Source organism: Variovorax sp. SPNA7, assembly GCF_033807855.1.
Lineage (GTDB): Bacteria > Pseudomonadota > Gammaproteobacteria > Burkholderiales > Burkholderiaceae_C > Variovorax > Variovorax beijingensis.
The window spans coordinates 2015486-2038306 of the sequence record NZ_CP138513.1; the positions used below are offsets into that span (position 1 = coordinate 2015486).

Annotated in this window: 20 protein-coding genes and 1 pseudogene; 6 read left to right on the plus strand and 15 right to left on the minus strand. The window is 66.9% G+C overall.

Translation table 11 applies throughout. The annotated features are described in order from the left end of the window. Window positions 1–18 precede the first annotated feature (18 nt). Genes RZE77_RS09380 through RZE77_RS09395 form a run of 4 tightly spaced genes read left to right on the plus strand, consistent with a single transcriptional unit; the run spans window position 19 to window position 4615 of the window. Entirely contained in the window at window positions 19–1194 is a 1176-nt protein-coding gene (locus tag RZE77_RS09380) for a 2-methylaconitate cis-trans isomerase PrpF family protein (RefSeq protein ID WP_319441595.1), read from the plus strand. Window positions 1195–1213: 19 nt separating this feature from the next. Continuing rightward, the gene (locus RZE77_RS09385; protein ID WP_319441596.1) at window positions 1214–2197 is read left to right on the plus strand and encodes a Bug family tripartite tricarboxylate transporter substrate binding protein; all 984 of its coding nucleotides are present in this window, start codon (window positions 1214–1216) and stop codon (window positions 2195–2197) included. Beyond that, window positions 2194–3633 (plus strand): MmgE/PrpD family protein, encoded by a 1440-nt coding sequence (locus RZE77_RS09390; protein ID WP_319441597.1) that lies wholly within the window; start codon window positions 2194–2196, stop codon window positions 3631–3633. The genes RZE77_RS09385 and RZE77_RS09390 overlap by 4 nt, the downstream gene beginning before the upstream one ends. Window positions 3634–3643: 10 nt before the next feature. After that, complete coding sequence (locus RZE77_RS09395) at window positions 3644–4615, plus strand: Bug family tripartite tricarboxylate transporter substrate binding protein (protein ID WP_319441598.1); 972 nt, start codon at window positions 3644–3646, stop codon at window positions 4613–4615. A gap of 693 nt (window positions 4616–5308) precedes the next feature. On the opposite strand, the pseudogene RZE77_RS09400 reads toward RZE77_RS09395, so the two are convergent. From RZE77_RS09400 to RZE77_RS09460, 13 genes and pseudogenes are all read right to left on the minus strand, one after another. Next, a pseudogene (locus RZE77_RS09400) lies at window positions 5309–5603 on the minus strand (long-chain fatty acid--CoA ligase); the annotation flags it as partial. A gap of 29 nt (window positions 5604–5632) precedes the next feature. Next, entirely contained in the window at window positions 5633–6625 is a 993-nt protein-coding gene (locus RZE77_RS09405; RefSeq protein ID WP_319441599.1) for a Bug family tripartite tricarboxylate transporter substrate binding protein, read from the minus strand. Window positions 6626–6657: 32 nt separating this feature from the next. Beyond that, window positions 6658–8013 carry an MmgE/PrpD family protein gene (locus tag RZE77_RS09410; protein WP_319441600.1) on the minus strand — a complete coding sequence of 452 codons (1356 nt, stop codon included), beginning with the start codon at window positions 8011–8013 and terminating at the stop codon, window positions 6658–6660. Between the two features lie 346 nt (window positions 8014–8359). Further along, window positions 8360–9511, minus strand: coding sequence for a 2-methylaconitate cis-trans isomerase PrpF family protein (locus RZE77_RS09415; RefSeq protein ID WP_319441601.1), 1152 nt, complete (start codon window positions 9509–9511; stop codon window positions 8360–8362). Beyond that, window positions 9508–10479, minus strand: coding sequence for a Bug family tripartite tricarboxylate transporter substrate binding protein (locus RZE77_RS09420; RefSeq protein ID WP_319441602.1), 972 nt, complete (start codon window positions 10477–10479; stop codon window positions 9508–9510). The genes RZE77_RS09415 and RZE77_RS09420 overlap by 4 nt, the downstream gene beginning before the upstream one ends. Before the next feature lie 32 nt (window positions 10480–10511). Further along, window positions 10512–11939 carry an MmgE/PrpD family protein gene (locus tag RZE77_RS09425; RefSeq protein WP_319441603.1) on the minus strand — a complete coding sequence of 476 codons (1428 nt, stop codon included), beginning with the start codon at window positions 11937–11939 and terminating at the stop codon, window positions 10512–10514. Window positions 11940–11955: 16 nt separating this feature from the next. Continuing rightward, on the minus strand, window positions 11956–12936 hold the full coding sequence (locus RZE77_RS09430; RefSeq protein ID WP_319441604.1) for a Bug family tripartite tricarboxylate transporter substrate binding protein: 981 nt from the start codon (window positions 12934–12936) through the stop codon (window positions 11956–11958). 38 nt (window positions 12937–12974) lie between these two features. After that, the gene (locus tag RZE77_RS09435; protein WP_319441605.1) at window positions 12975–14153 is read right to left on the minus strand and encodes a 2-methylaconitate cis-trans isomerase PrpF family protein; all 1179 of its coding nucleotides are present in this window, start codon (window positions 14151–14153) and stop codon (window positions 12975–12977) included. Between the two features lie 14 nt (window positions 14154–14167). Further along, window positions 14168–15163 carry a Bug family tripartite tricarboxylate transporter substrate binding protein gene (locus RZE77_RS09440; RefSeq protein WP_319441606.1) on the minus strand — a complete coding sequence of 332 codons (996 nt, stop codon included), beginning with the start codon at window positions 15161–15163 and terminating at the stop codon, window positions 14168–14170. Between the two features lie 31 nt (window positions 15164–15194). Then, window positions 15195–15737 carry a YbhB/YbcL family Raf kinase inhibitor-like protein gene (locus RZE77_RS09445; RefSeq protein WP_319441607.1) on the minus strand — a complete coding sequence of 181 codons (543 nt, stop codon included), beginning with the start codon at window positions 15735–15737 and terminating at the stop codon, window positions 15195–15197. After that, on the minus strand, window positions 15734–16363 hold the full coding sequence (gene leuD / locus RZE77_RS09450) for a 3-isopropylmalate dehydratase small subunit (protein WP_319442327.1): 630 nt from the start codon (window positions 16361–16363) through the stop codon (window positions 15734–15736). The genes RZE77_RS09445 and leuD overlap by 4 nt, the downstream gene beginning before the upstream one ends. Then, the gene (gene leuC / locus RZE77_RS09455) at window positions 16363–17772 is read right to left on the minus strand and encodes a 3-isopropylmalate dehydratase large subunit (protein WP_319441608.1); all 1410 of its coding nucleotides are present in this window, start codon (window positions 17770–17772) and stop codon (window positions 16363–16365) included. The genes leuD and leuC overlap by 1 nt, the downstream gene beginning before the upstream one ends. A 7-nt stretch (window positions 17773–17779) precedes the next feature. Continuing rightward, on the minus strand, window positions 17780–18655 hold the full coding sequence (locus RZE77_RS09460) for an isocitrate lyase/PEP mutase family protein (protein WP_319441609.1): 876 nt from the start codon (window positions 18653–18655) through the stop codon (window positions 17780–17782). An 80-nt stretch (window positions 18656–18735) separates the two neighbouring features. Between RZE77_RS09460 and RZE77_RS09465 the strand changes: the two genes are divergently transcribed. Then, window positions 18736–19551: a GntR family transcriptional regulator gene (locus tag RZE77_RS09465; protein WP_319441610.1), complete on the plus strand. Its 816-nt coding sequence runs from the start codon at window positions 18736–18738 to the stop codon at window positions 19549–19551. Window positions 19552–19887: 336 nt separating this feature from the next. On the opposite strand, the gene RZE77_RS09470 is transcribed toward RZE77_RS09465, so the two are convergent. After that, window positions 19888–20409, minus strand: coding sequence for a TetR/AcrR family transcriptional regulator (locus RZE77_RS09470; protein WP_319441611.1), 522 nt, complete (start codon window positions 20407–20409; stop codon window positions 19888–19890). Window positions 20410–20534: 125 nt separating this feature from the next. On the opposite strand from RZE77_RS09470, the gene RZE77_RS09475 reads away from it, so the two are divergent. Next, a complete protein-coding gene (locus RZE77_RS09475; RefSeq protein ID WP_319441612.1) occupies window positions 20535–21428 on the plus strand; it encodes an SDR family oxidoreductase in 894 nt (297 codons plus the stop codon). 296 nt (window positions 21429–21724) lie between these two features. Here RZE77_RS09475 and RZE77_RS09480 read toward each other — a convergent pair whose 3' ends face one another. Continuing rightward, window positions 21725–22753 carry a cyclase family protein gene (locus RZE77_RS09480; protein ID WP_319441613.1) on the minus strand — a complete coding sequence of 343 codons (1029 nt, stop codon included), beginning with the start codon at window positions 22751–22753 and terminating at the stop codon, window positions 21725–21727. Window positions 22754–22821: the final 68 nt, after the last annotated feature.

The following is a 22821-nucleotide window of genomic DNA, read 5'->3' on the forward strand; positions in this document are numbered from 1 at the left end:
TCAACGGAGACACTTCTCATGCAAGACGAACAACGCTCGGTGCGCTGCACGCTGATGCGCGGCGGCACCAGCAAGGGCCTGTACTTCAACGCCGAGGACCTGCCCGCGCCCGGGCCGGCGCGCGACGCGTTGCTCAAGGCCCTGGTGGGCAGCGAGGACCTGCTGCAGATCGACGGCCTCGGCGGCTCGCGGCTGGTGACGGCCAAGCTGGCCATCGTGGGCCGCTCCAGCCGCCCCGATGCGGACGTGGACTACACCTACGGCATCGTGCCGCCGGGCCGCGGCATGGTGGTCTTCACCAGCAACTGCGGCAACATCTCTTCCGCTGTCGGCCCCTATGCCATCGACCGTGGCCTGGTCGAAGCCACCGAACCGATCACGCAGGTGCGCATCTTCAACACCAACACCCGCAAGGTGCTGGTCGCCCACGTGCCCGTGGCGGGTGGTCGCGCCCGCGTGCAAGGTGAGCTGGCCATTCCCGGCGTGCCCGGCACCGGCGCCGAGATCTTCATGGAGTACAGCGCCACCACCGGCGCCAAGACCGGGCAGGTGTTTCCCACCGGCCGGGTGGTGGATCGCATCGAGCTGCAGGACGGCCGCGTCATCGAGGCGACGCTGGGCGACGTGGCCAACCCCTGCGCTTTCGTGCGCGCCGCGGACGTCGACTGCGAAGGCCCGGTGCTGCAGCTGCCGGACAAGGTCGATGCAGACCCGCGCCTCATCGAGCTGCTGAAGGAGATCCGCGGCAAGGCCGCACTGCTGATGGGCCTGGCCAGCGACTGGCGCGAGGCCGAGACGCAGTCGCCAGCGCTGCCGCTGATGGTCGTGGTGGCGCCGCCGCACGACTACCAGGACGCCCAGGGCCGCAAGGTGCGGCGCGAGGACACCGACCTGCAGGCGCGCCTGGTCTTCTACAACCGCTGCCACGAGAGCATGGCCGGCACCGGTTCGATCTGCATCGCCGCCATGTCCTGCGTGCCCGGAACGATCGTGCAGCAGGCCGCTAGCGGTGCGGCCGAAGGCCGCCTTCGCATCGGCCATCCGCTGGGCGCGATGGAAGTCGTCCGCGAGATGGCAAAGGGCGGCAGCGAACTGAATCCGAAATTCGTGCGCCTGGGCATCCGACGCACGGCGCGCCGGCTGATGGAAGGCGATGCCTTCTATCCCGCCACCGTGCTCGAAGCACATCAATGATCCTCAACTGGAGACAAGCATGAACAAGGGACTGACGCGCCGCGAGATGCTCGTGGGTCTGGCGGCGGCATCGGCCGGATTCGGAGGGGCGCGCGCCCAGGGGGCGTGGCCGCAGCGGCAGATCCGCCTGGTGGTGGGTTATCCGGCCGGCCAGACCGTGGACGTGACCGCGCGGGCCTATGCGGACGCCATCGGCCGCTTGCTGGGCAAGGCCGTCTTCGTGGACAACAAGGCCGGTGCGAACGGCATCATCGGCGCGCAGGCCGTCAAGTCGGCCGAGGCGGACGGCTACACGCTGCTCATGGGCACCTCGGGCCAGATGACGATCAACCCGGCCATCTACGCCAAGCTGCCCTATGACACGAGCCGCGACTTCGTGCCGGTGGCTTCGGGCGCGAACGGCCGTCTCTACCTCGTGGTCAACCGCGACTTCCCGGCTGACGACCTCAAGCAGCTGATCGCCTGGGCCAAGGCGCATCCGGGCAAACTCACCTACGGCTCGGGTGGCGCCGGCATCACGGCGCACTTGGCCATGGAGATGCTGAAGTCCGAGACCGGCATGGACGCGCTGCACGTGCCCTACAAGGGCTCGCCGGCTGCGGTGACGGGCCTGCTCGCGGGCGACGTGCAAGTGATGTTCGATGCGGGGGCGCTCCTGCTTCCGCTCATCAAGTCGGGCAAGGTCAAGGTACTGGCGGTGTCCAGCAAGGCGCGCTACGACGAGATGCCGAAGGTGCCAACGGTGGCGGAGCAGGGCTTCCCGGCCTTCGAGATCACCTCGTGGACCGCGCTCTTCGCACCGGCCGGCACGGCCCCCGCAATCGTCGAGCGCCTGAACGCGGCGATGCGCGCCGCCAGCAAAGACCCCGCCGCCATGACGGCGGTCCGCGCAGGCGGCAGCGAGCCGGGCCACCTCGACGTGGCGCAGATGCGTGCGTTCATGGCGGCCGAGACCGCGCGCTGGAAAAAGGCGGCGGACGCGGCGGGCGTCAAGCCCGAATGAGCAGCGAGCAAATCGAAGGCATGTCCGATCAACTGAACTCGCCCAGTGCAGCCGAGCGCATCTCGACCTTCCTGCTCGGCTTTGCTGAGGACAACCTTACGCCGGCACATCATCAACTGTGTGCCCGCTCGCTGGCCGACACCTATGCCGTCGCGCTGGGCGGATGTGCCGAGCCGGCATCTGAATCCGCCTTGCGCTATCTGGGGGACAGCGGACTGCTGCACCCGGAAAGCGGGCCCAGGCTGGCGCGCCTGTGGGGCCGCTGCGAATGGGCGAGCGCGGAGATCGCCGCCTGGCACAACGGTGTTTTGGGCCATGTGCTCGACTATGACGACGTCAACGTTCCGCTGCGCGGCCATCCGAGCGTGGTGCTGTGGCCGGCGCTGATTGCGGTGGCGCAGGCGCGGGATCTTGACGGATCGCGCCTGAACGCAGCATTCGTGGTCGGGCTCGAAGTGCTGGTCAAGTTGTCGCGCGGCTTTGCCGCGTCGCACTACGCCGCTGGTTGGCACTCGACGGCCAGCATGGGCGTGCTCGGTGCTACCGTCGCTTGCGCGTACCTTCTGAAACTCGACGCCTCGCAGATCACGCATGCCATGGGCTTTGCGGTCGCCCAGGCCGCCGGCTCCCGCGAGAACGTCGGCACGCAAGCCAAGTCCTTCCAGGCGGGTCAGGCTAGCGGCGCTGCGGTGCGCGCGGCTTTGCTGGCCGCCGCCGGCTTCGAGGCCGGGGAGCACGCCATTGACGGTCCGCACGGCTACCTAAGCATCTATGCCGGCGGGTTCTCCGCGGACGAGTGGCTCGCCAGGCTCGGCGATCTGCCCCTCGAGGTCGAACGAAGTGGCCTCGACGTGAAGCAGTACCCGATGTGCTATGCCACGCATCGTGCCATAGACGCCGTGCTGTCGCTGCGTGAAGAACACGGGTTGCGGATTGGCGATGTTGAGCGGGTCGACGTCACCGGGAGTGCCGGCGCGTTCGTACCTTTGGTGCATCCGCGGCCGGAGACGGGCCTGGAGGGCAAGTTCAGCCTGCCCTATGCCATGGCCGCCGCGCTGCTGGATGGGGAGGTTCGCCTCGCCAGCTTCACCGACGAGGCCGTGAGCAGGCCGGAAGTCCAGCGCTTCCTAGCGCAGGTGGATTGGCGCGAGGAGGAGGGGGCGGTCGCGGCCCGCTCGGCCGACGTGCGGCTGCAGCTTCGCGACGGACGCAGCGTGAGCCGGCGGGTCGAGGTCCTGCGTGGTTCGTCGCAACTGCCGCTCAGCAATTCACAACTCGAAGCAAAGCTGGAGGACTGCCTGAACTGGGGGCGTCCCGCCCAACATGCCGGGGCAGGTGCGCGACTGCTGCGTCATTGCCAAGCCCTGCGAGAAACCGCATTCATCAACCGATGGGTCCGCGGCCTAGAAGCCCTGACCGATTCAACCCCCCGATAAGGAGACACCCTTGAACCGCTTCAATTTCATGCTCACCTGCCTCGCGGCCGTCTCGTCGCTGACCGGCGCGCCAACCTTCGCGCAGCAGCCGGCCTATCCCGACAGACCCATTCGACTGGTTGTCGGATTCTCCGCCGGCGGCGGCGCCGACAACGTGGCGCGCGCCCTGGCCGACGCCATGGGACGGGCGCTCGGGCAAAGTGTGATCGTGGACAACAAGCCCGGCGCAGGAACGACCCTTGCCGCCGGCGTCGTTGCGCGCTCGCCCGCCGACGGCTACACGCTGATGTTGCTGACCTCCACCAACACCATCTCTCCCTCCATGTACAAGTCGCTAAGTTACGACCCGGCGACTGGGTTCAACATGATCAGCACCATCGCACACGGGCCGATGCTGATCGCGGCGTCCAAGGAGTCGGGCATTCGCACTCTCGCCGACCTGGTGGCCCGTGCGAAAAAGGAGCCGGGCAAACTCAACTACGGCGCGGGCGGCGTGGGTACCACGCCGCACTTGGCTGCGCTGGTTCTGCAGCGCGACGCCGGCATCCAGATGACTCACATTCCCTACAAAGGCGGTAGTGAAACGGCCGTCGCCTTGGTGGGCAGTCAGATCGACGTCCAGTTTGGCACTCCGCCGGCAGTGGCACCCATCGCCTCGCGCGCCAACATCCTGGCCGTGACGACTGCCAGGCGCACCGAGCTCGCACCGGGCGTCCCAGCCGGTGCAGAAACGGTAAAAGGCTATGAGGTCGCCAGCTGGTACGGCATCGGCGGCCCGGCCGGCATGCCTAAGGACGTCATCCGCAAGCTGTCGAAGGCAGTGCACACGGCCATGGCCGACGATCGACTGCGCAAGCAGTTCGCGCTGCTGGGCGTGGAGGCCAGTGCTGGCACTCCGGAGGAGGCCGACAAGCTATACGCAAGCGAGCTCGCGAGGTGGTCCGTGATCGTGCGCAGCGAGAACCTCAAGGCCGACAACTGATGCTGGGGCGCTTTTCCTGTCGGCCCAGGTGACCAGCGTTGGGCATGAGCACCACGGTGCGCCGCTTGCTATGGGGTGGCAATCCTGCGCCCACGGGAGGCAACGCACGTCAGCGGTGATGGGCTGCCGGTATTCGCGAACGAGCCGTTGGCCGGCGGCCAACTCAAAGTGCGGCAATTGCCTCACGTTGAATCGATGCGGGCGCGTATGTCCTTCGCCCACCTACACCACTCCTGTACAGCGGGCGGAGCAACTTTGAGCCAAGACTCTTCGCGCTCCCATGCGAGCGAGTTGATGTCGTCCGGAGATGATAGTTGGCCGGCGACTGCGCCGACTCGCCGTCAAGTCAGGAATGGGCCGGCACAGCGATCTCTTGCGCGAGCTTCGGCAAAGAGCCAAGAGTCGAAGCCGCCACTTAACGTCACCCTTGCCAGACTCGACGCCTGCCATGTCCTCTTTGAAATTCGGCCGTGGCCCTTCGCGAGACGACTCGAGCCATGTGATCTTCGCGTCGACGAAGGCGCTCATTGCCGCCAGCTTGGCGGATCGGATGCGCAGCCGCTGCCGAATGTTATGCAATCCGCGCAGGGCGGTTGAGCCGTCCGGCGGGCCGGTCGATCAGCGTCTCGATCTCCCGCAGCGAGACCCCGGGCCCGCCTACGCGGATGGCCTCCATCCGGCGCAGGTCCCAAGGTGTAGCCGCGGATTGATGGTGCCGAGAATGCGGCCCGATCCGCTGACGCCGTAGTACAGCTCAAGGTGGCAGTAGCCGTTCCAAGCCAGCGTGGCTATTCGATCGGACGGTGGCCTACGCTCGCGGTCCAACGCATTGGCCACGCGACGGAACGCTTTGCGCAGCCGGCCCATGTGTAGCGGTGGAGGTCGCCTTCGACCCGACGCGAGACGATTTCCGTATCGCGGTTGTGGCGTTCGACGAAGTCGATCAATTGAGAATCAGAAGGGGACGGTCCTGCATCGGGCCCACCATCAAGGGAACGGCGTGAATGGCCTTAGCTGTCAGTCGAGTCGGATGTTTGCCGCCTTCACCAGGGCTTCCCACTTGACGCGGTCGCGGCGGATCTGAGCGGCCATGTTTCCGACCATCCCGGGCGGCACCAAAGCGCTGTTGCGCTTGAGCATGTCAGCGCGGAATGCTGGGTCCGAGATCAGCTCACGCATTGCGCCCTGCAGGATTGCGATGGTGTCCTGCGGCGTGGACGCGGGCGCGAGCAGGCCCGTCCAGCCGACCACATCGAATGCCTTGAGTGCCGCGACGCCTTGCTGGGCGATAGGAACAAACTGCGGCGCCACCGCATCAGGCTGCGCCGAGCTGATGCCAAAGGCTTTGAGTCGGCCAGCCTTGACCATTGCTGCGCCGGTGGTCACGGAGTCGAACATCAGCGTGACCTGTCCGCCCATGACGTCGGTTTCGGCTTGGGCTGGGCCCTTGTAAGGAACATGCACCAGGTTCACGCCCGCCATCTGCTGGAACAATTCCATCGCCATGTGCGAGTAGCTGCCGTTACCGTTCGAGGCGAAGCTGTACTTGCCGGGGTTCTGCCTGAGTAGCGCGACCAGTTCCGGAAGTGTCTGCGCAGGCAAGCTCGGATTCGATACCAGTACCAGGCCTCCTTCAGCAATCATTGCCACGGGAGTCAGATCTTTTTCGATGTTGTAGCTGACGGTTCGATCGATAAGCGGGTTGATGACCAGCGGCGAGGACGTGGTTAGCACTAGTGTGTAACCGTCGGCTGGTGCGTGCGCGACCGCGGCCACGCCCAATGTGCCGCCGGCACCGGTCTTGTTGTCTACGATGAAGGGCTGCTTGAGCTTCGCCGAGAGGCGTTCGGCAACGCTGCGAGCGACGCTGTCGGCTGTGCTCGCAGCGCTGAAGGGTACGATGATCTTGACACTGCGATTCGGAAAGGAGTTCCCCTGGGCGAATGTGCACCCGCCTGAGGCGGCAAGGAGCAGGAGCGCGCAGGTGTTGCGACGGCTAAAGTTAGGCACGAATGTCTCCGGGATAGTTGGACGAGTGTTCCTCAGGCGCGCAGACTGCGGATAACCTCGGCTGCCTTGGGCGCTTCGCGCAATGCCAGCAACGTAGCCGCCAGTTCGCAGGCTCGCGCTTCGCCATAGACAGGCACGGCCAAAGAGAGGTACTTCTGCGTGAGTCGGTCGCGGCTAAGTGGGGTCGAAGGCTCGCCCAGAGGGGTGGAGACCTCCAAGCACGCGGTAGGGCGACCTACCACGTGAAGTCGAGCAGCGGGACCCTTGAGCTCGGCTTCTGCTCCAACCTGAATGCGACGCGCCATCGCTTCCACGGCGGGATCGCCCAGGCAAGCGTAGCTTTGCCAATCGGCACGGCCGTGAAGCCATGCGCAGGCCACCTGAAAGTACACGCTGAACTGGCCATCGACGACGTTGCGCGGAGCGATCTTGGCTGGAAGGGGCTCGCCTACTATGTCGAAGCCTTTCGGGCTGAGCGTCACGACCAGCGACGCCTGCTGGAGCTCTGACTCGGGCACCAATTCGCGAAGTGCGAGCGCGGCATCCACCGCGCCATGCGTTAGACGGCACGACGGATAGGGCTTGATGCCGGTCTGCCTGGCCACCCAATCCTGGCCGAGGCCTTGTGTCAGTCGCTCGGGCCGCGGGTGGTTCGAGTGTCCATTGAGGAGGCCGAAGCGGCCCGCCACCGCATCCTTCGCGCCGAGAACGCCGGCCTGGGCGAACCCCAACGCCATGAGTGCCGCCTGCGCCGTGAAACCTGGATGGAGACGCTTGTTCCAGGCGCCGTTCTCCAGATACTGCATCGACCCTCCGGCCAAGCTGCCTGCCAGGCCAAACGCTGTGTCGAGTTGCGCAGCATCGAGCATACGCAGGCGCCCTGCGGCTGCCACCGCGCCGAAGATGCCCGCCACCCCCGTGACGTGGAAACCTCGGTCGTACGCACTTTCACCGAGTGCGGCGCCGATCCGACTCGCGACCTCATAGCCGATGGCGACGGCTTCAAGCAGTGCGCGGCCGCCTACGTCCATCTCTTCGGCCACCGCCAAGGCGGCGGCGATCACGGGCGCGCCCGGGTGCAGCACTCCGTAGACGTTGGTATCGTCGAAATCCATCGTGTGGGCGAAGGCACCATTGAGCAGCGCAGCTTGACCCTGCGTATAGCCCTCGGCATCGCCGATCACGGTAAAGCCACCACGCCCTGGATCCAACGCACACGCTCCTTTCCTGAAGGACGCGCTGCTTTCTGCGAACTGAGCTGAGAAAGCACTGTGGCCAGCGAGATCGAGAACGCATTCCTCGATGAGGCCTAGCAAGTCCGTGGGAATCTGACACGGGCCGGCCGCAAACTCGGCGAGGTCGCGCGTCGGATTAGATGTGTCTCTCATGCTCATTCCGACCGGCATCGAGGCCGCGCTTTTGCCTGCCGTTCGCATCGGATCTACTGCTGATGCTGCCGCCTATTGGGCGATAGCCGTTTTGAGGAGATATGGTGGTCTCTGGATGCGGAGGATGCTGCTTCACAAGGTCGTCTCCATTTTGATGGTTGTTATGAGAGTATCACAACATAAACATAAGTCAACATACGCCGAGACGGCCCGTCTCGCCTCTTGGTAATACAGGAAAGTTCGGGCGGTCGTGCTGACGTGTCGTTGCGCTTTTTCCAGTCGTGCGACGATGACCACATGGCCCGCGCCGCCGGACGCGCTTTCGATTTACCGCTGGTCGCCCGGCTCAGTAATACACGTGGCCGTCGAACAGACGGCGCGCGGTGCGGTAGAGCGTGCCCGATCCGGCATGCGGCGCCGGCTCCCTCCCGCGCGACAGGCCCACGTCGGCATCGACCGTGATCACCCCTGAAGGCATGGACAGCCGGCGCGGCGCGCCGGACACGGCAGCGCGCGCCAGTCGCTGAGGAATGCTGCCCGGCACGCCCATGGCCACAGCCGTGCAGACGGCGCCGGTCGCGGGCAGGGCCCGGTGCGGCTGGCCGCTGGAAAGCATTCGGATACACAGGTCCGAGGCGCCGGCCTCGATGGTTTCACCCGAGAGCGTGGGTGCATCGACGGGCGGGGAGACCAGCGCGATTAAGGGCAGTCTGCTGCGCGCCGCCTTCGCATCGGCCGCCAGCCCGAGCGAGAGGACCACGGCCGCGCCAGCGGCACGGCATCGCTCGAGCGCGGCCGCATCGTCCTCCAGCACCTGCGGCAGTTCGGTGCCCGCCAGGCCCAGGTCCGATGCGGCGACGAACATGCAGAGGTTGGCCGCGTCCACGATCGACACCTCGAGCCGGCCCACGCCGGGCACGTCGATGTGCTCGCAGGCGCTGCCGCTGGGCAGTAGGGCGCCGGTGGCCGCGCCGCCGGGATCGAGGAAGTCCAGCCGCACGGGCGCGCCGCTGCCGGTCACGCCGGGGATGCGCAGTTTGCCGTCGATGGCGGCGCGGCCTTCGTGCAGGGGAAAGGTGGCGCGGATGATCTTGCGCGTGTTGGTGTTGTGGATGCGGACGGTGGCCTTGTGGCCCCGGGCCTGCACCAGACCTTCATCCACCGCGAACGGGCCGATGGCCGCGGACATGTTGCCGCAGTTGCCGTTCTCGGCGACGCGGGCTTCCCGCACCAGCACCTGGAAGAAGCTGTAGTCGACATCGGCGTCGCCGCGCGTGGGCGGCCCGATGACGCAGACCTTCGAGAGCGAAGTCACGCCGCCGCCCATGCCGTCGAGTTGCCGCCCGTGGGGGTCGGGGCTGCCCATGGCGCTGAGGAAGAGCGGCGCCCAGAGCGCTCGGTCGGTTGGCAGGTCGCGCGCGTGGAAGACCAGCGCCTTGCTGGTGCCGCCGCGCATGAAGACTGCCGGCAGACGGCCGTGCGAGGGAAAGGGCGTCATTCCGCAATCATCTTCAGTTCCCTCGCCATTTTGCCCAGCCGGGCGGTCTCGCTGTCGACGAAGGCGCTGAACTGCGCGCGGTTGCCCACCATGGGCTCCGAATTGCGGGCCGCCATGTTGGCTCGCTCGGCGGGCGAGGTGACGAAGGCCTGCGCCGCGGCGTTGAGCCTGTCGAGGATGGCAGGCGGGGTGCCCTTGGGGGCGAACAGGCCCAGCCAATGAATCATGCGGATGCTTGGAAAGCCCGCCTCGGCCGTTGTCGGCACCTGGGGCAGCTGCGGCATGCGCTTGTCCGAGGCCACCGCCAACATGCGCACCTTGCCAGCTTTGCCAAGGTTCACCAGCGAGACGTTGGGCACGTCGGAAATCAACTGCACCTGATGCGAGCCGAGCGCCAGATTGGTCTCGCCGCTGCCCTTGTACTGCACGAAGGTGAAGGGAACGCCCAGCGCCGCCTTGATCATCTCGCCCGAGAAGTGGCCGGTACTGCCGACGCCAGTGGTGCCGAAAAAAATGCCTCTAGGGTCGGTCTTGGCATGCGCTTGCAGCTCGGCCAGCGTTTTCACGCCGATGTCCGGATCCGCCACGATCAGCGAGGGCGAGAAGGACACACCACTCACAGGCACCAGGTCGCTGGCGGCATAGGGCAACTTGCGGTGGATGATCGGATTGATGAGCGTGCCGTTGGCACCGGCCAGCAGCGTGTAGCCGTCGGCGGGCGACTTGGCGACCAGGTCCGCGCCGATCACGCCACCCGCGCCGGGCTTGTTGTCCACCACAACCGGCTGGCCCAGCGCTTTCGACAGGCCGTCGGCGATGGCGCGTGCGCTCTCGTCGCCGGCACCGCCGGCGGCGTAGGGTGCCACGATGCGGATGGGGCGCTGGGGCCAGTCGCCTTGGCCCAGCGCGAGGCCGCAAAGGCCGAATCCGACGAGAGCGGCGATGCCGAATCGAAGAGTCGCTTGCATGGTTTTGTCTCCGTGTTCTGAGTGCCGGTAGATCAGTCGAAGGCGGGGCGTACGGCAGGGGCCAGCAGGGCCATCAGCTCGCGCACGTCCTTCAGGTCCTCAATGCCCAGCGCCATCTCCTCGATGGCGTTCTGGCGCGCTTTATCGATGAGCCCATCGGTGAGGCTGCGGAACTTGGCGGTCACGCCTGCCGTGTCCTGCGGCTTTTCGATCACGCGCGAGCTGGCGCGCTCCGCGACAATGCGCTGGCCGTCGGTGAAGATGACAGCCACGCGGGTCTGGCCGCGCTTCATCATTCCACCGGCGTCGAAGGCCGGGTCATGCCGTACCTCTACCTTGGGCAGCAGCGCCCACACGTCGTCCGCGTCGATGCGTGCGGGTGAGAACTGCCGCACCATGGCCGCCCCGTCGATAGCGGCCACGGACAGCGCATAGCCGATGTTCATCTGCGCTCCGATCGGCGTCAGCGGCCGCTCGGGCACCCACCATCCGTGGTGGTAAACCGCATGCGACACATCGCACTCGATCTTCGCGATCTCCCCAGGCACGAGCGCTCGCTTCGCCGCCACGTCGAACAGCGCATCGAGCGGCGAATGGATGCCACCCATGGCTGCGTAGGGCTTGATGACGATGCGCTCCACCTCCCAGCGCTCGCCCAGGCCACTGGTGATCTGCGAGGCATCGGGTTCGTGGCCCTCGCCGAAGGTGGAAAGAAAGCCGCCGTAGGGCCGCTCGAACACGCGCTTGATGCCGGTGTAGCCGCCCTCGGCCAGCACTGCGGCATAGAGGCCGTTGCGCGCCGAGAAACCGTGGTGCATGCGCTTGCACATGGCCTCGTACTGGGCTGCCATCAGGCCGGCCGACTGGGTGCCGGCCAGGCCCAGCGCATCCTCGAAGCGTGCGGCATCCAGGTCCATCAGCTTGCCCACCGCGGCCGCCGCCGCATGCGTGCCGAAGACCGAGCCCGAATGCCAGCCGCGCGACAGCATCTGCGCGCCGTGCAGTGCCATCCCGACGCGCGGGCCCACCTCGTAGCCGGCCAGCGCAGCTTCGAGGAAGCGCCGGCCACTGGCCTGGGTGCCTTCGCCCTCGGCCGCGGCCCACAAGGCCGGCAAGACGATGGAGGCGCTGTGCAGCGGCCCCAGCGGGTGGTAGTCGTCCAGCTCGAAGCCCTGGATGAAGGTGCCGTTGAGCAGCGCAGCCGCCGGCGCGCTGGTGGTTGCGCCCCAGCCGACGATGCTGCGGTCACCAGCGCCTTCGAAGCGGCGGACGATGTCGACGGCGGTGCGCGACCACGGCAGCTGCGCGCCGACGATGGCGCAGCCGATGCCATCCAGCGTGAGCGCCTTGGCGCGCTCACGGGCCGAGGGCGGCGCTTGGTCCAGCGAGAAGCCGGCGAGCCAGTCGCACAACTGGCCTGTGGGGCCGCGCGGGTCGGTGGGAGGGGGGCGATTCGTCATGTTCCTTGACTTTCTATCAATCGACTTGCACGCCGGCATCGTTCACCGCCTGGCCCCACTTGCGGATCTCGCTTTGCAGGAAGCGGCCGAACTCGTCCGGCGACGTGATGGCGAGCTCGCTGCCGGTGGCGCGGATGGATTCCTGGATCTCGGGGTTGGCCGAGGCGCGCGCGATGGCGTCGTGCAGCGCCGTCACCGTGGCCGGCGGAGTACCCGCCGGCGCCAGGAAGCCCACCCACGAGCTGATGTCAAAACCCGTGAGGCCCTGCTCGGCCACTGTGGGTACGTCGGGCAGCTGCGGATTGCGTTTCGGGCTGGAGACGGCCAGCGGCTTGAGCTTGCCGGACCTGACCTGCGGCAGCGTGGCGGCAATGGCATCGAACATGATCGGCACCTGCCCGCCCATCACGTCGTTGATGGCGGCCGGCGAGCCCTTGTAGGGAATGTGATTGAGCTGGATCCCGGCCTGGCGCTCTAGCACCACCATCGCCAGGTGCGCCGTGATGCCGTTGCCGCCCGAAGCAAAGTCGACCTCGCCGGGCCGCGCCTTGGCGTAGTCGATCAGAGCCCGCAAATTGTTCGGCCCGAACGAAGGCGTGGCCACCAGCAGCAGCGCGCCGGTGCTGACCTGCGCAATGGGCGCGAAGTCCTTCAGCGTGTCGTAGGGCAGCTTCTTGTACAGCGTGGGATTGATGGTCATCTGCCCCAGCGTGCCCAGGAGGATGGTGGTTCCGTCGGGCGTGCTTTTCTTCACCTCCTGCGCGCCCAGGCTGCCATTGGCGCCCGGGCGGTTGTCGACGATCACCGGTTGGCCGATCTCCTTCCCGAGGGCCGCGGCGAAATTGCGGGCCACGATGTCCACGGTCTGACCGGCCGGGTAGCCGACGACGATGCGCAGGGGCTTGCCCAGCACGCCGTTCTGCGCAAACGCAGGGGCTGCAAGCGCGAAGGCGGCCAAGGCTGCGCAGGCGCGGCGGTGCGTCAAGGTCGAGGTCATGTCTGTCTCCGTTGGTTCTTCTGAAATGCTGCGGGCGTTCAGTCCGCCTCGCGCGGCACGTACACCATGCCGTCCATCAGCCGGCGCGCGGTGCGCTGCAGGCCCAGTGCGTCGAAGCGCGTCGATCCCGGTGTGTCACCGGCGCGGGCGACGACCTTCACCGTCATCACGCCCAAGGGGTGGCCGATGCGCAGGGTGTCGGTGCCAGCGCGCTCGCCCACGGCCGTATTCACCAGCGTGCCGGGCACGCGCGATGCCGCCGCAGCGCACATGGAGCCGGTGCCGGCCATGCTGTCGTGGCACTTTCCGAGGAACACAAGGCGCGCGCGCAGGTCGCAGTCGGCTGCCTTCACGGTCTTGCGATTGGTGTCGGCGTAGTCGGCCGGCGGCGCCACCATCACGGCCAGCGGAAGGCCCGGCAGGTGCATGTCCTTCCAATGCTTGTACAGGCCGATGCGCGCGCCCGCCTTCGACTGGATCTCGCCGATGGTCTCGATCAGCGCGCGATCGGCGCTGATCTCCGATGGCAGCTCGCTGCCCGTAAGGCCCAGGGAGTTGGCCGCAATGAACACGCAGGGCGTGGCGGCGTCGACGATGGAGACCTCGATGCGGTGGCCGTCCTCCAGCGTGATGGTGTCCACCGGCTGACCGGTGGGCAGCAGCTTGCCCGTCTTGGCGCCCAGCGTGTCGGTGTAGTCCATCAGAATCTCGGCGCCAGTGCCCGGCACGCCGGCGATGGCGCAGTCGCCCAGAACGCGTGCCTTGCCGTTCTTCACCTGCACCTTTGACACCAGCAGCGTGCCGGTGTTGGTGTTGTGGATGCGCACCGTGGTCAGCGGCTCGATCGCTGCAACCAGGCCTTCGTCTACCGCGAATGGCGCCACGGCTGAGGAGATGTTGCCGCAGTTGGCGTCGTAACCGATCCGGTCGCGCTCCACATCGGCCTGCGCGAAGGTGTAGTCCACGTCCGCATCGCTGCGCCCGGACTTCTTGATGATCGCGATCTTCGAAGTGACAAGGCGTGAACCGCCCATGCCGTCGATCTGCAGCACGTCGGGCGTTCCCATGGCGCGCTTGAGGAAACGATCGCGCGCCGGGCCCGGCGGCGGTATGTCCGCCTCCTGGAAGAAAAGGGCCTTGCTGGTGCCGCCACGCATCAGAACGCAGCGTACGCTGACCTGTTCGTTGTCGTCGAAGGTGTGTATCGCTTCGGTCATGGGCTGGCCTTCCTTCATTCGAGCGGGTACAGCTTTACCAGCGCGTCCAAGCGCTGGCCGTCTTCGCGTATCTGCGCCGAGAATTCGGTGGGTGAGTTGACCAGCGGCTCGGCGCCGGCGGCGGCGATGGTCTTCTGTACTTCGGGGTCCTTCACCGCTTCGCGCAATGCGCTCACGATGCCCTGGGTCACGTTGGCCGGCGTTCCCTGCGGCGCAAACACGCCGTACCAGGTCACCGACTGGAACTGCGGAAAGCCGGCCTCGGCGCTCGTGGGTACCTCGGGCAGTGCGGCGGCACGCTTCTTGCCCTGCGTGGCGAAGATCTTCAGCGTACCGGCCTTGTAGTGCGGCAAGGCCGCGGTGATGCCGGTGAAGGCCATGTTCACGTTGTTCGCAATCATGTCCGTCACGATGGCGCCGGTGCCCTTGTAGTTGACGACGATCAGGTTCGGAATGTCGGCCTCGGCGGCCAGCTGCTTGGCCGAGATGCGCGCCAGGTTCTCGCCGCTGGCCAGCGAGCAGGGCGTAGTGGCGGCCCTGCAGTAGCTGACGAATTCGCCCAGCGTCTTCGCCGGCACCTTGGCGCTGGCTACGATGGCGGCTGGCGAGACGGACACGGCCGTTACCGGCGCAAGACGCGCCAGCGGATCCACGCCCTTGAGGCCCGGCACGTGCTTGGTCACCAAAATGGACGGGACTTGCAGCAGCAACGTGTGGCCGTCCGGCTTCGCCTCCATCACGCGGCGGGTGCCGATCAGGCCGTCGGCGCCGGGCATGTTCTCCACCACCACCGGCTGGCCCCACAGCTCCCCCAAGCGCCGTGCCACGGCACGTGCGGTGGCATCGGTTCCGCCGCCCGGGGTGTAGGGCACCACGAGGGACACGGGACGGTTGGGCTTCCAGCTGGAGGTCGCTTGGGCGTGGGCCACATGCGCCATCGAGGCGGCCAGCAGGGTGCCTGCCAAGGCAAAGGCGGCACGAAAGCGTCGCCGGTAGTGCGTGATGTTCACAGGGTCTTGTCTCCGGTTCTTTGTGTCTGGGTCAGGGCGCGACAGGCCGGGCATGCAGCCAGTCGCGCCGGAAGAGGCCGTCGAGCCGCCCCCGCGCGATCGCGTGGCGCCGGAGCGAAGGCATGAGTGCCTCGCGCGTGCTCGCCGGGCCGGGCGCTTCGTTCAGCGCGAAGAGCTGGAATACGTAGCGGTGTGTGCCGTGGCCAGGCAGCGGCCGCGCGCCGGCGTAGCCCGACATGGCACCCTCGGCCAGTTGCCGCACGTCCGCAGGCCCGGTGGCCACACCGTGCAGCCAAGGCTGGCGCAGCGGTACGTCCGGATCCTCGATCAGCAGGGCCCAGTGCGTGGCGCCGTCGGGCAAGGGGGCCCAGTTCAGTTCAGGCGACAGGTTGCGGCCGACGCCTTCGCCGGCCTGCCGCAGGTTCAGCGCCTGGTTGTGGCCGAAGCTGTCGCTGCGCAGTGCCAGCGTCTGGGGCAGGGCGGCCAACACTGGATCGTTGCAGACCAGCGCGCCCTCGCCGGCGCGGCGCCCGCGCAGCGGCAGCCCGATCCAGCGCAGCAGCCAGGGACTCATGCACGCAACTCCGCGCTGGCCGTGGGCCAGGCCCAGGGGCGGCGCAGCCGGTCGGCGGCCTGCCACCTGCAGATCAGCGCGTCGTCTTTGAGTGTGAGGCCGATGTCGTCCAGCCCCTGCAGCAGTGCCTCGCGGCGCAGCGGATCGACGGCAAAGCAACGCGTGCCATGGGTGCCATGTACGAGCGTGCAGGCTTGCAGGTCAACCGTGAGCGGTGAGCCGTCGGCACAGGCAGCTGCCAGGGCCTGGATCTCGGCGGCCGGCAGCCGGATGGCCAGCATGCCGTTCTGAAAGCAGTTGTTGAAGAAGATGTCGCCAAAGCTCGGCGCGATCACGCAGCGCAGGCCCATGCCCATGAGGGCCCACACCGCACCTTCGCGCGAGGAGCCGCAACCGAAGTTCTCGCCGGCCAAAAGGATCGGCGCGCCGCGGAATTCCGGGCGATTGAGCACGAACTCGGGTGCCTCGCTGCCGTCTTCCCGGTAGCGCAGGGCTTCCAGCGCATAGCGGCCAAGCTGGTCGCGCGTGAGCGTCGTCAGGCGCTCGATGCGCACGATCACGTCGGTGTCGACATTGGCGCGCGGAAGGTGCGCGGCGGCACCAGTCACGGAGACAAAGGCTTGCATCATGCTTGGAGAGAGGCGGGATCGGTGATGGCGCCGGCAATGGCAGCCGCCGCCGCCATGGCGGGGCTCGCCAAGTGGGTGCGCGCCGCGGGACCTTGGCGTCCGACGAAGTTGCGATTGGAGGTGGAGACGCACCGCTGCCGTGGCGGCACCTGTTCGCCGTTCGCGGCCACGCACATACTGCAGCCCGGCTCGCGCCAAGAGAAGCCGGCAGCCTCGAAGACCTCGCGCAGTCCCTCTGACTCGGCTTCGCGCTTGACGTTCTCGGAGCCCGGCACCACCCACGCATTCACGCCCGGTGCCACCTTGCGTCCGCGCGCCACTTCGGCGGCCGAGCGCAGGTCAGAAAGCCGTGCGTTCGCACAGGAGCCGATGAAGACCCAGTCCACCTTGGTGCCGGCGATTGGCTGGCCTGGCACCAGGCCCATGTAATCGAGCGCTGCGCGCAGGTTGTCGCGCTGCGGTTCGTTGCCGGCTGCCAGCGGGTCGGGCACGCGGCCGTCGACGGCGATGGCGTGCTCGGGGCTGGTGCCCCAGGTGATGGTTGGACGCACCTCGCTCGCGTCGAAGACTTCCTCGCGATCGAAGCCCGCGCCCTCGTCGCTGTGCAGCTCTCGCCATTGCGCCACTGCCGCATCGAAGCCGGCGCCCTGTGGCGCAAAGGGGCGGCCGCGCAAGTAGTCGAAGGTGCGCTGGTCCGGCGCCACCAAGCCGAAGCGCGCGCCCAGCTCCACCGAAAGGTTGCACAGCGTGAGGCGGCCTTCCACTTCGAGAGCCTCGATCGCCGGACCGGCGAATTCGATGGCATGGCCCACGCCGGCCGCCGCGCCCAGCCTGCCGATGATGTGCAGCGCGAGGTCCTTGGCGCTCACTCCGTCGCGCAATTGACCGTTGACGCGCACGCGCAACTGCCGGGGCTTCTGCTGGCGCAACGTCTGCGTCGCCAGAGCATGTGTGCTCTCGGACGAGCCGACGCCGAATGCCATGGCGCCCAGGCCGCCGTTGGTGCAGGTGTGGCTGTCGCCGCAGATCACGGTGAGGCCGGGCAGCACTATGCCCAGTTCCGGCCCCATCACATGCACGATGCCTTGGCCGCGCTCGCCCAGATCGAACAGGCGCACCTGCATCTTCTGGCTCAGCTGCTTGAGCGCGCCATGCAGCTTGCCACCCAGCGGAAACGTAGTGGCCATACGGCCGGGCTGGCTAGAAACAGCATGATCCGGCGTGGCAAAGACCAGCTCGGGGTTGTGCAGCGGCAGGCCGCGCGCCGCCACCTCGCCGAGCGCCGGCGGGCCCGACAGGTCGTGCAGCAGGTGGCGATCGATGTGCAGCAGCGCCCATCCGTCGCCCAGCTCGCGCACCACGTGCGCATTCCAGAGTTTGTCGAAAAGCGTTTGTGGCGCGCTCATGGCCGGCTCACTTCTGCTCCATCGCGGCGCCGGCATTGAATCGGGTTCGCAGCGCGTCCCACTCGTCGGCACCGAAGCGGCGAAAGGTCTGGGCGACGCTCTGCGATACGCCCGGCGCCTGGTGCGTGCGCTTGAGTTCGTCCAGCGCCGCGTCGCCGGCCTCGATGGCCGCCTTCAGCATCAGGCCAGGGAGGATCGCGAGCTTGTAGCCCATCTCCTCTGCCTGGCGCAGATCGAAGATCGGGGTGCGGCCGCCGGGCACGACGTTGAGCAGGCACGGTCCCTTCACCTGCTTCGGTACGGCTGCAACTTCCTCGATGGTCTGCATGGCTTCGACGAAAGCCATGTCGGCGCCGGCATCGAGGGCGGCGTTGGCACGCCACACGGCTTCGTCCAGCGAGAGCACGGCGCGTGCGTCTGTGCGGGCGATGACCACGAAATCCTCATTGCGCCGGGCTTCCACCGCGGCGCGGATCTTGGAGATGAAGTCCACGCGCGCGATCACCTCCTTGCCGTCGAGGTGGCCGCAGCGTTTGGGCGAGACCTGGTCCTCGATATGGATGGCGGCCACGCCGCGCGACTCGTATTCGCGCACGGTGCGCGTCACGTTCAGTTCGTTGCCATAGCCGGTGTCGGCATCGGCGATGAGCGGCACGGAGATGGAACGCGCCATGGTGGCGGCGTTGCCCACCATTTCACCCAGGTCCAGCAGGCCGAAGTCGGGAAAGCCGCGCGCGGCGGACGTGCCGGCACCGGTCATATAGACGGCGGGAAATCCGGCCTGTTCAATCAGCCGCGCGCCGATGGCGTCGTAGGCACCGGGGGCGATGACCATGCCGGGCGCGGCCAGCAGTCGTCGAAGTTGCGAGGCGGGTTGGCTCATGACAGGTTGTCTTTTGTTGGCTCAGTTGTATTGAGAATATCACAACATCACGACAAGTCAACGGGCTATGCTCGCGCTCCATGAACACGGCAATCCCGGAAAACTCTATGAACAGCGCGCGCGGCACGGCGCTTCACCGGCAGATCTTCCTGGTGCTACGCGACGAGATCTCGCGCGGACTCTTTGCCGGCGGCGTCCTGCCCAATGAAGAGCAGTTGTGCGAGCGCTTCGGCGTCTCGCGCATCACCGTGCGCCGGGCCCTGAGCGACCTCGCGGCTCTTGGCTTGGTGGAGCGCCGACACGGCCGCGGCACCTTCGTGCGGGGCGATGCGGGAATGGCCTGGCGGCCTGCCCCCAGCCTCAGCGTGATAGACAGCCTGCGCAAGACCGCCACCGAGACGGTCGTGCGGGTTCTGGACGTGCTGCAGACTGCGCCGCCAGCGGACGTGGCGCGCCTGCTGGAACTAAAGCCCGCCGAAAAGGCAGTGCACGCCCTGCGCGTGCGCTCTCATCGCGACGGCCGCCCGGCGATGCTTACCGATGCCTGGGTACCGGTGTCTGTCGGCCGTCGCGCCACTGAGGCCGCGCTGAAGAAACGTGCGCTTTACGAGATCCTGATGGACCAGGGCGTGAAGTTCGGACGCGTGGTGCAGGAAATCAGCGCTACCGTGGCCGACCCGCAGCGCGCCGCCTTGCTGCAGACGGAGGTAGGCGGCCCCTTGCTGAAGCTGGTGCGACTGATGCACGATCTAGAGGACCGCCCGGTGCTGCATCTCACGGCCTACATGGTGGCCGAAAGGGCCAGCATCCTTATGGAGATTCCCGGTGCCACGGTGAACACACTCACGGCGGGGCAGATCGTGCTCGATGCGCCCGTCGCAATGAGCCCGGCCTGATTTCAGGAGCAGTGTCGTCTGGCCATCTGCATCTGATCTTCCGGCTGACGGGCGCTTCGCCGCAGATTCTCTTCTCGGCCGATGCCGCGACGAACCGGGCCGAGTTGCTGAGCGGATGGGTGGATTCGACCGGGGAAGGGGCCGCGTCGAGTGAGCAGCCTCGAAGCCAGCCAGGCATCCTTAGACCTCATCCGAGCTACAGGCGAGCCGAACAGGCACCATGCCGGTCCCGGTCCCGGACACGAGCTTTGCATGGCGTTCGAAACTCGCCGCGCCGGAGGCGTATGTGCCGATTGGAGCCCGTGAATGTTTCTGACCAAACGGGGCACCTGAGCCTCACACGGCGGTCGCGAGTGTCTTCAGTCGCGCCAGTGAAGCGTCGACGATGATGCTGTAGCTGCGTCGCTCGGTTTTCCTGACCCACTGCGCGAATGCGACGCGAAAGACTGCGATACCCGCCTCCGCAGCGAGGCTTGCGTCGGGCTCGTCGAATCCCCTCGCGCCCAAGGCCTCGGCCAGTGCAGCGGAGAGTCTGGCCAGTTTGATCAGTTCTCGCTCGTACAGCTCGCCGTTGGCAGCGATGACGGCGGCTCGCTGGCGGGCAAAGCCGCGGCGTTTTTCATCGAAGAATTCAGACGCCGCGGCGAGGGCAGCGGCAATGGCCTCCAAGGCCGTGGCGCCAGCCGCAGCACCGGCGAGCGCGGCCACCATCGATTCCTGCAGCACTTCTGATCCGCCAAAGAGCACTTCGCGCTTGTCGGCGAAGTAGCGAAAGAAGGTCCGCGAGGTCAGGCCGGCGCGCTCGGCAATGGCCGCGACCGTCGTCTGTTCATAGCCGACCTCCGCGAACAATTCCATGGCTGCCATGCGAAAGCGGCCCTCCGCATCAGGCTCCCAGCGACCCATGACATTTCCAAGGTGTTGACACAGTGTGACATCATAGGCCTATACTGATGTCACTCACTGACATCAAAGGAACACCCATGCGAATTCTTGTCACAGGCGCCTCGGGCTGGATCGGCTCGGCCAGCGTCACCGAACTGATCGCCGCAGGACATCACGTGCTCGGGCTCGCCCGCAACGACGAGGCAGCGGCCAGGATCGAGAGATTGGGCGCCGAGGCAGTGCGCGGCACGCTGGACGATCCGGCCAGTCTTCGTGCCGCCGCCGCACGCGCGGAGGGCGTCGTCCACCTCGCCTACAACCACGATTTCTCGCAGATGGCCGCCGCGGCGCAGACCGACCGCACCGCCATTGACGCATTCGCCGATGTCCTGCAAGGCACAGGCGGGCCGCTACTCATCGCCTCGGGCACGCTGAGCCTGGCGCCTGGAAGCATCGGCACCGAGACCCACATGCCGAACAACGCGACGCATCCACGCCTGGCCAACGCTGCCTACACGCTCGGCCTCGCCGACCGCGGCATCCGCTCGGTTGTCGTGCGTTTCGCGCCCACGGTGCATGGCGCTGGGGGAGATCATGGCTTTGTTGCGACCCTGGCGAAGATCGCCCTCGAGAAGGGCGTTTCGGGCTACCTGGGCGAAGGCCGGAATCGCTGGCCCGCGGTCCACCGTCTGGACGCCGGCAAGCTCGTCCAACTGGCGATCGACAAGGCGAAGCCCGGCACCGTGCTTCACGCCGTCGCAGAGGAGGGCATCGCGACGCGCGACATCGCCATGGCACTCGGGCGATTCCTGGATGTTCCGGTGGGGTCGATACCCGACGACCGCGCTGCCGCGCACTTCGGCTGGATCGGCATGTTCTTCGGCGCCGACGCACCCGCGTCCAGCACGAGGACACGCGAGCTGCTGGGCTGGGCGCCGACGCAGCCGACGCTGCTGGAAGACATCGCGGCAGGCCGCTATGCGGGCAACTGACGCAGTCGGATGCAATGCGGGTCGCAAGTTCGCTGGAGCCGTGAACCTCGTCCGGCCGCAGAACGCAGGGCGAATCCTGCTTGTTGATCACGCGGCGGAGGTTGGCGTCGAGGTGTCCGGTGTACACCCTCGCGCTTGCCGACTATTGCCCTTGGCCTTTGCCATCCAGAGCGCGCATCGGTTGTTGCAATGGGGATAGCTGAGCCTGTGAAACCTGCAATGGTGCGGACTCGGCCAGAATCCGCAGTACTCGAACCGGCGGGCTGAACTACAGCCGAATTGCGGTTCGAGATGGGTCAAACAGTCGCAACTGGCGTCACTGGGGAGCCCGCAGCACCCGGCAGCCGAAGGGGCGGTGCCGTCAGCAAGAACCGGCTGCGTCCATGCTCTCGCAACCAGGCGTTCAGCGGCGAAAGCAGCCACTGTTCGCCCAGGGGTATGCCTTGCTTGAACAGGCAATGCTCATGGATGGTCGTTGTCGCACCGGGACGGGGAGGCAGGATCTCGACGGCGCGATTGTCCGAGATCAGCGCCGCCACACCAGAGTCGGTGATCCAGCGAAGGAGTCGCTCGTCCGAACCGTCGAGACCGGCGCAGCTGCCATGCAGTCGCTCGCCATCGGGCTGCTTGTTCATCTCCAGCAGAAGGTCGTCGAACCCGGTCCACAGGCACAGCATGTCGCCTCGCTCCACGTCGACCTTGTCCTGTTCGAGGATGCGCATCAGGTCGTCGTAGCTCACCCAATGCTGCGCACGGCCGAAGTGCCTGTGCAGGTCGACCATCACGCCGCGCCCCTGGACGCATGAGGCGGCCATGCCGTCGATGCCCAGAGGGCCGGCCGTCACGCCCTCGTATCTCGCCCATTCTTCCGCATCGAGCCGCGCGGGTGGCGTCACCACGTCCTTCCCGCCGCGCCAGCCGTTGTAGTAGACGATCTCCGCGTTGCCGTCACCGTCGGCATCGAACTCGGCGCCGACGTGCGCAAGACTGTCCCACTGCGTCGAATACTGAGTGGACAGCAGCACGGCGTCGTCACACACCACCGATCGCATGCGGCCTTGCGGGACCTCCCGGATATGGTTGTGGAAGCACTGATCTCCGAGAACCGCACCGAAAAGCCGTGGCGGCCGCCGCCGAGGATTCGCGACCGCACCACCGGGGAAGTCCAGCGGCAGGCTGAGGCAGAAGTTGCGTCCTTCTCGGACCTCGGCGATGCCCTGCATGACCTTTTCCGCCGTCAGCAGATTCATCCGGCCGAGGACGTCCATGTCGCCAAATTCGCCCCAGTTCGATCCGTCGGGTCGGTTGATCCATCGCTTTGCCATCGGGTCTCCTTTTGCTGCAATCAAAGTCCCGACGGTAGAAGCTCGGCCTTTTTCAGTCAATATCGATT

Bases quoted from the DNA above. Each gene is read 5' to 3' on its own strand.
- RZE77_RS09380 (WP_319441595.1), top strand. From the start codon at position 19: ATGCAAGACGAACAACGCTCGGTGCGCTGCACGCTGATGCGCGGCGGC.
- RZE77_RS09385 (WP_319441596.1), top strand. From the start codon at position 1,214: ATGAACAAGGGACTGACGCGCCGCGAGATGCTCGTGGGTCTGGCGGCG.
- RZE77_RS09390 (WP_319441597.1), top strand. From the start codon at position 2,194: ATGAGCAGCGAGCAAATCGAAGGCATGTCCGATCAACTGAACTCGCCC.
- RZE77_RS09410 (WP_319441600.1), bottom strand. From the start codon at position 8,013: ATGAGAGACACATCTAATCCGACGCGCGACCTCGCCGAGTTTGCGGCC.
- RZE77_RS09415 (WP_319441601.1), bottom strand. From the start codon at position 9,511: ATGACGCCCTTTCCCTCGCACGGCCGTCTGCCGGCAGTCTTCATGCGC.
- RZE77_RS09420 (WP_319441602.1), bottom strand. From the start codon at position 10,479: ATGCAAGCGACTCTTCGATTCGGCATCGCCGCTCTCGTCGGATTCGGC.
- RZE77_RS09425 (WP_319441603.1), bottom strand. From the start codon at position 11,939: ATGACGAATCGCCCCCCTCCCACCGACCCGCGCGGCCCCACAGGCCAG.
- RZE77_RS09430 (WP_319441604.1), bottom strand. From the start codon at position 12,936: ATGACCTCGACCTTGACGCACCGCCGCGCCTGCGCAGCCTTGGCCGCC.
- RZE77_RS09435 (WP_319441605.1), bottom strand. From the start codon at position 14,153: ATGACCGAAGCGATACACACCTTCGACGACAACGAACAGGTCAGCGTA.
- RZE77_RS09445 (WP_319441607.1), bottom strand. From the start codon at position 15,737: ATGAGTCCCTGGCTGCTGCGCTGGATCGGGCTGCCGCTGCGCGGGCGC.
- leuD (WP_319442327.1), bottom strand. From the start codon at position 16,363: ATGCAAGCCTTTGTCTCCGTGACTGGTGCCGCCGCGCACCTTCCGCGC.
- leuC (WP_319441608.1), bottom strand. From the start codon at position 17,772: ATGAGCGCGCCACAAACGCTTTTCGACAAACTCTGGAATGCGCACGTG.
- RZE77_RS09460 (WP_319441609.1), bottom strand. From the start codon at position 18,655: ATGAGCCAACCCGCCTCGCAACTTCGACGACTGCTGGCCGCGCCCGGC.
- RZE77_RS09465 (WP_319441610.1), top strand. From the start codon at position 18,736: ATGAACACGGCAATCCCGGAAAACTCTATGAACAGCGCGCGCGGCACG.
- RZE77_RS09470 (WP_319441611.1), bottom strand. From the start codon at position 20,409: ATGGAATTGTTCGCGGAGGTCGGCTATGAACAGACGACGGTCGCGGCC.
- RZE77_RS09475 (WP_319441612.1), top strand. From the start codon at position 20,535: ATGCGAATTCTTGTCACAGGCGCCTCGGGCTGGATCGGCTCGGCCAGC.
- RZE77_RS09480 (WP_319441613.1), bottom strand. From the start codon at position 22,753: ATGGCAAAGCGATGGATCAACCGACCCGACGGATCGAACTGGGGCGAA.